Annotated in this window: 5 protein-coding genes and 2 pseudogenes; 6 read left to right on the top strand and 1 reads right to left on the bottom strand. The window is 46.9% G+C overall.

The features are described from left to right. Positions 1 to 109, top strand: a 109-nt coding sequence (locus tag APU11_RS27220) for an IS3 family transposase (RefSeq protein WP_131729156.1), incomplete at its 5' end; no start/stop codon positions are given. Between the two features lie 123 nt (positions 110 to 232). Here the strand turns inward: APU11_RS27220 and intI2 are convergent. Then, a pseudogene (gene intI2, locus APU11_RS28995) lies at positions 233 to 1,210 on the bottom strand (class 2 integron integrase IntI2). A 331-nt stretch (positions 1,211 to 1,541) separates the two neighbouring features. On the opposite strand from intI2, the gene dfrA1 reads away from it, so the two are divergent. The 5 genes and pseudogenes from dfrA1 to APU11_RS19540 all read left to right on the top strand — a co-directional run bounded on the left by dfrA1 (position 1,542) and on the right by APU11_RS19540 (position 4,485). Further along, positions 1,542 to 2,015, top strand: a complete 474-nt coding sequence (dfrA1, locus tag APU11_RS19560; RefSeq protein ID WP_000777554.1) for a trimethoprim-resistant dihydrofolate reductase DfrA1 — start codon at positions 1,542 to 1,544, stop codon at positions 2,013 to 2,015. Between the two features lie 94 nt (positions 2,016 to 2,109). Beyond that, positions 2,110 to 2,634 carry a streptothricin N-acetyltransferase Sat2 gene (sat2, locus tag APU11_RS19555; RefSeq protein WP_000704156.1) on the top strand — a complete coding sequence of 175 codons (525 nt, stop codon included), beginning with the start codon at positions 2,110 to 2,112 and terminating at the stop codon, positions 2,632 to 2,634. 57 nt (positions 2,635 to 2,691) lie between these two features. Beyond that, positions 2,692 to 3,527: pseudogene (gene aadA1, locus APU11_RS19550) on the top strand (ANT(3'')-Ia family aminoglycoside nucleotidyltransferase AadA1). A 28-nt stretch (positions 3,528 to 3,555) separates the two neighbouring features. After that, complete coding sequence (locus APU11_RS19545; RefSeq protein ID WP_001444089.1) at positions 3,556 to 4,053, top strand: hypothetical protein; 498 nt, start codon at positions 3,556 to 3,558, stop codon at positions 4,051 to 4,053. 60 nt (positions 4,054 to 4,113) lie between these two features. Beyond that, entirely contained in the window at positions 4,114 to 4,485 is a 372-nt protein-coding gene (locus tag APU11_RS19540) for a hypothetical protein (protein WP_000119696.1), read from the top strand. The last annotated feature ends 314 nt before the right edge of the window (positions 4,486 to 4,799 follow it).

Below are 4,799 nucleotides of genomic sequence, written 5' to 3'. Positions count from 1 at the left end.
TGATTACATCGAAATGTTTTATAACAGTAAGCGTCGGCATGGTTCTAGCGAACAGATGTCACCGACAGAATATGAAAACCAGTATTATCAACGGCTCGGAAGTGTCTAGATTATCCGTGGCGATTCAAATGGTAGAACTGGCTCATATTTATCCCCTCTATGATTGTTTATCTTTTTCACCATAAAAAGTATCAGGGGCTACTCAGGGCTACATAAAGATATTTATCTACTTTTACTGATTGATAAGTAGCATCAGTCCATCCGCAGGACTGGTGGTGCCGGCAAAATGCTGACCCAACACATGCGTATAGATTTGCGTGGTCTTAACATCGTTATGCCCTAAGAGTTCTTGCACAGTGCGAATATCACGCCCCGCTTGTAATAGATGCGTAGCAAACGAGTGACGAAATGTATGACAAGTGACACGCTTGCTAACGATGCCTGCTTTTTGTACGGCTGCCTTCAATGCCTTTCGCGCAACGGAGTCATGCAGATGATGGCGGCATAATTTGCCGTTATACGGGTGGTTGCAGAGCGTGCTGGAGGGAAAGACAAACATCCACGCCGCTTGTCGATAAGCAGAAGGGTATTTGTGATCTAAAGCAAAAGGCAGCGATGGCCCTACGCCTTGTAAGTTGTCGTCTTGCTGAATAAGCCGCGCTTGCTCAATGAGTTATTTTATTGCTGGGATTAGGCGCGTGGGCAGTAGGCTGTTTCTGCTTTTCCCACCCTTACCGTCATGCACAGTGATGCAGCCATTATCAAAATCAAAATCTTTAACCCGCAAACGCAAGCATTCATTAATGCGCAAACCTGCACCATACAGCAGCGTAAAAATAACTTGGTTGCGAGTATCCATAACCTGCAAAATGCGTTGCACTTCATTTGCAGAGATAACAGAGGGTAGCCGTCTAGGCTTGCTTGCAGGGATATAATCAATATCGCCCAACGGCTGTTGTAAAAACCTGTTGTACAAAAAAGCTAGGGCATTTAAAGCGATTTTCTGCGTGTTTATGGCTACATGTCTGCTGTTTGCTAAGCTGGATAAAAACAGCCTGACCTCTTCACTGCCCATGGTCTGAGGATGACGTTTTTTGTGAAACAGAATAAAACGCTTAATCCAGTGCAGGTAAGTTTTTTCAGTTTTCAGCGCATAACCTTTTTGTCGCATATCCGTGCGTATAGAATTTAAAAATGGACTGTTAGACATAAAACGCTCCTTGTCTTGCAACTGTCTGCCTATACAGCCTATTCTAGCTGGGATTTAAAAAAGTGCCTGTTTTTTACGCCTAGAGATGCTTGTTTACCGGTAGAGTTTTAATTTAATGCTAAATAAATTAAAATGTTATGAGTTCTTTGGGTGAGATAATGTGCATCGTGCAAGCAGGATAGACGGCATGCACGATTTGTAATAACAGAGTGTCTTGTATTTTTAAAGAAAGTCTATTTAATACAAGTGATTATATTAATTAACGGTAAGCATCAGCGGGTGACAAAACGAGCATGCTTACTAATAAAATGTTAACCTCTGAGGAAGAATTGTGAAACTATCACTAATGGTAGCTATATCGAAGAATGGAGTTATCGGGAATGGCCCTGATATTCCATGGAGTGCCAAAGGTGAACAGCTCCTGTTTAAAGCTATTACCTATAACCAATGGCTGTTGGTTGGACGCAAGACTTTTGAATCAATGGGAGCATTACCCAACCGAAAGTATGCGGTCGTAACACGTTCAAGTTTTACATCTGACAATGAGAACGTATTGATCTTTCCATCAATTAAAGATGCTTTAACCAACCTAAAGAAAATAACGGATCATGTCATTGTTTCAGGTGGTGGGGAGATATACAAAAGCCTGATCGATCAAGTAGATACACTACATATATCTACAATAGACATCGAGCCGGAAGGTGATGTTTACTTTCCTGAAATCCCCAGCAATTTTAGGCCAGTTTTTACCCAAGACTTCGCCTCTAACATAAATTATAGTTACCAAATCTGGCAAAAGGGTTAACAAGTGGCAGCAACGGATTCGCAAACCTGTCACGCCTTTTGTACCAAAAGCCGCGCCAGGTTTGCGATCCGCTGTGCCAGGCGTTAGGCGTCATATGAAGATTTCGGTGATCCCTGAGCAGGTGGCGGAAACATTGGATGCTGAGAACCATTTCATTGTTCGTGAAGTGTTCGATGTGCACCTATCCGACCAAGGCTTTGAACTATCTACCAGAAGTGTGAGCCCCTACCGGAAGGATTACATCTCGGATGATGACTCTGATGAAGACTCTGCTTGCTATGGCGCATTCATCGACCAAGAGCTTGTCGGGAAGATTGAACTCAACTCAACATGGAACGATCTAGCCTCTATCGAACACATTGTTGTGTCGCACACGCACCGAGGCAAAGGAGTCGCGCACAGTCTCATCGAATTTGCGAAAAAGTGGGCACTAAGCAGACAGCTCCTTGGCATACGATTAGAGACACAAACGAACAATGTACCTGCCTGCAATTTGTACGCAAAATGTGGCTTTACTCTCGGCGGCATTGACCTGTTCACGTATAAAACTAGACCTCAAGTCTCGAACGAAACAGCGATGTACTGGTACTGGTTCTCGGGAGCACAGGATGACGCCTAACAATTCATTCAAGCCGACACCGCTTCGCGGCGCGGCTTAATTCAGGAGTTAAACATCATGAGGGAAGCGGTGATCGCCGAAGTATCGACTCAACTATCAGAGGTAGTTGGCGTCATCGAGCGCCATCTCGAACCGACGTTGCTGGCCGTACATTTGTACGGCTCCGCAGTGGATGGCGGCCTGAAGCCACACAGTGATATTGATTTGCTGGTTACGGTGACCGTAAGGCTTGATGAAACAACGCGGCGAGCTTTGATCAACGACCTTTTGGAAACTTCGGCTTCCCCTGGAGAGAGCGAGATTCTCCGCGCTGTAGAAGTCACCATTGTTGTGCACGACGACATCATTCCGTGGCGTTATCCAGCTAAGCGCGAACTGCAATTTGGAGAATGGCAGCGCAATGACATTCTTGCAGGTATCTTCGAGCCAGCCACGATCGACATTGATCTGGCTATCTTGCTGACAAAAGCAAGAGAACATAGCGTTGCCTTGGTAGGTCCAGCGGCGGAGGAACTCTTTGATCCGGTTCCTGAACAGGATCTATTTGAGGCGCTAAATGAAACCTTAACGCTATGGAACTCGCCGCCCGACTGGGCTGGCGATGAGCGAAATGTAGTGCTTACGTTGTCCCGCATTTGGTACAGCGCAGTAACCGGCAAAATCGCGCCGAAGGATGTCGCTGCCGACTGGGCAATGGAGCGCCTGCCGGCCCAGTATCAGCCCGTCATACTTGAAGCTAGGCAGGCTTATCTTGGACAAGAAGATCGCTTGGCCTCGCGCGCAGATCAGTTGGAAGAATTTGTTCACTACGTGAAAGGCGAGATCACCAAGGTAGTCGGCAAATAATGTCTAACAATTCGTTCAAGCCGACGCCGCTTCGCGGCGCGGCTTAACTCAAGCGTTAGAGAGCTGGGGAAGACTATGCGCGATCTGTTGAAGGTGGTTCTAAGCCTCGTACTTGCGATGGCATCGGGGCAGGCACTTGCTGACCTGCCAATTGTTTTAGTGGATGAAGCTCGTCTTCCCTATGACTACTCCCCATCCAACTACGACATTTCTCCAAGCAACTACGACAACTCCATAAGCAATTACGACAATAGTCCATCAAATTACGACAACTCTGAGAGCAACTACGATAATAGTTCATCCAATTACGACAATAGTCGCAACGGAAATCGTAGGCTTATATATAGCGCAAATGGGTCTCGCACTTTCGCCGGCTACTACGTCATTGCCAACAATGGGACAACGAACTTCTTTTCCACATCTGGCAAAAGGATGTTCTACACCCCAAAAGGGGGGCGCGGCGTCTATGGCGGCAAAGATGGGAGCTTCTGCGGGGCATTGGTCGTCATAAATGGCCAATTTTCGCTTGCCCTGACAGATAACGGCCTGAAGATCATGTATCTAAGCAACTAGCCTGCTCTCTAATAAAATGTTAGGCCTCAACATCTAGTCGCAAGCTGAGGGGAACCACTAGTGTCATACGAACCTCCAAGAGACGGTTACACAAACGGGTACATTGTTGATGTCATGTATGACAATCGCCCAAGTAAGTATCCAGCTGTGTTCAGAACGTACGTCCGAATTCCAGACTATGTCGAACTAGATAACGCGGAGGAGCTGGCCGACGCAATCATTCGAGAGGTTGAGTTAAAGGAGGCATGGCTCACAAGGGTCTTGGGGAACTCAGCCGATCCTGACGCTTCTGTGGGCAAGTGGGACCGGCGCCTAGCGCAGTGCGGTGGTATTGATGAGATGTCAAGTGGGGTGCAGGCAACATACTTCAGTCCAAACGGTCAGCTGGTCGGCTTAGTGGCATACATTGATGCCGAATGGATGGATGAATAGCTCTGACGTTACGATTCAGGTGAGACAACCAGATGGGCATTGCGTACAAGCTCAGTTGCCACCGATGTGGCTACGAGTCTGATCTTCTTTACCTAGGCCAAGGTATGGCGATGCTTCCTGAGCAAATAGTCGGAACGTGCACATGCTGCGACAATCTAACGACGATTTCTATAAATGAAAGCTACGGTGACCTGCTCCCCGTTGATTAGTACACCCCGATGTTAGTAATGTCTTCATAAGCCACATGAGGACATCCCCATGAAGAAGCGTTTTTCCGACGAACAGATCATCAGTATTCTCCGCGAAGCCGAAGC

The organism is Enterobacter sp. 50793107, assembly GCF_001463365.1.
Lineage (GTDB): Bacteria > Pseudomonadota > Gammaproteobacteria > Enterobacterales > Enterobacteriaceae > Enterobacter > Enterobacter cloacae.
This window is presented reverse-complemented; position numbering and strand designations above follow the sequence as displayed.